The 1,565-nt window shown below is 68.3% G+C and carries 1 protein-coding gene; it reads right to left on the reverse strand.

All coding sequences use genetic code 11. The features are described from left to right. Positions 1 to 119 precede the first annotated feature (119 nt). On the reverse strand, positions 120 to 1,565 hold a 1,446-nt coding region (locus I55_RS07725; RefSeq protein ID WP_044559941.1), incomplete at its 5' end, for a S46 family peptidase.

Consider the following 1,565-nt stretch of genomic DNA (forward strand, 5'->3'; position numbering starts at 1 on the left):
TGAGGATGGCGCAGATCTGGAATGCGGCAAGCGTCAAAAATGCAGACGTCTGGCTGCGCGGACCCACGTTCGCGCACTCTTAAGGGGGCCAGATGCCTGCTTGAAGGGCTTGGGCCGCTTTATATGCCCAGTTCCCGGTTCAGCCGGGTGGTGCCGTAGATCTTGGTCAGCGCCTCTTTCACCGCGCCCACGGACACCCAGACGGCGCGGTTGACGGTGTCGTCGAAGCCGAAATCGCCGCCCAGCGACTGGCTGTTGCCGTCGAAGATCATGCCCACGATCTGGCCGTCGGTGTTCACCACCGGCGAGCCGGAGCTGCCGCGCACGATGTCGTTGGTGCTGACCATGTTCAGCTTGCGGTTGAAATCCACGTCGCTACGCGCCCGGATCCACGACCGGGGCAACGCCAGGGGCTCCGCCCCGGTGGCGCGGCCATAGGCTTCCCCCAGGGTCGTGTAGTAGCGCACGGGGCGGCCGTTTTCCTCATAGCCCTTGACCGTGCCGTAGGACAGCCGGGGGGAGAAGGTGGCGTCGGGGTAGGCCGCCGTGCCCTTGGCGGCGAAGATGGCCTGGGCGATGGCGCCGGCGTTGCGCCGCTCCACCGCCTCGACATTGAATTCCACATCCCGCCGGATGGCCAGCGCCTGCTTGTCCACCTCCTGCGCGAAGCGGATCAGCGGATCGTGGGAATTCTTGATGGCCTCGATGCCGCCCATCAGCAGGCGCTTGCGCTCGGCGGGGTCGGCCAGGCGGGTGCCGTCCACCAAGGCGGCCGCCATCTTGTCCGCCGTCTGCGCGCCCAGCACGTCGCGCACCAGCGGATCGTCCGGCCCCAGCACCCGGCGCAACTGCACCAGCCAGGCGCGCAGCAGCACCTTTTCCAGATCGGTCGAGATGGGGGTGTTGGCCAGCAGGCGCTGGCGGGTGAAGGGGAATCCCGCCTCGGTGAATTCCTGGAATCGACGGATGTCGGGCAGCTGCCGCTGTTCCGCCGCGCGCACCAGCAGGCGGGCGTAGGCGAACAGATCCGACTGGGGGCCCCGACCCTCCTCCACCACCTCCATGCGGTCGGCCACGGCGCGGTAATGGCTCACCGCCTGGGCGATGGCGGCCCAGGGGTCGCCGACGCGCTGCTGGAACTGCGGGTCAGCCGCCACCTTGGCCCGCAGTTCGTTCTCCGCCCGGCGCCGGCCTTCGATCAGCGCCGGGTTGACCAGGGCGCGGAACTGGCCCAGGCGCGCCTTGTAGGCGTTTTCCACGGCGAACAGCTTGGCGAAGGCGACGCGCGCATGCTCCGCCCCCTCCGCCGAGAACTGCAGCAGCAAGCCGCGCAGTTCCGCCAGGTAGACCAGGCTGTCGGGCAGGACGACGTCGCGGTCGTATTCCAGCTCCGCCACCGTATCCAGCCGTTCGGTCGTGCCGGGGTTGCCGGAGGCGAAGACCAGATCACCCTCCCCAGCGTCGTGCGGGGCGTAGGCGAAGTAGGTGGCCTGGGTGTTCAGTGGCGCACCGTGCTCGTCATAGACGCGCAGGAAGGCCACATCAAGGTCGAAGCGGGGGAATTC

This window comes from Azospirillum sp. B4 (genome assembly GCF_000333275.1).
In the GTDB taxonomy this organism is placed as follows: Bacteria; Pseudomonadota; Alphaproteobacteria; order Azospirillales; family Azospirillaceae; genus Nitrospirillum.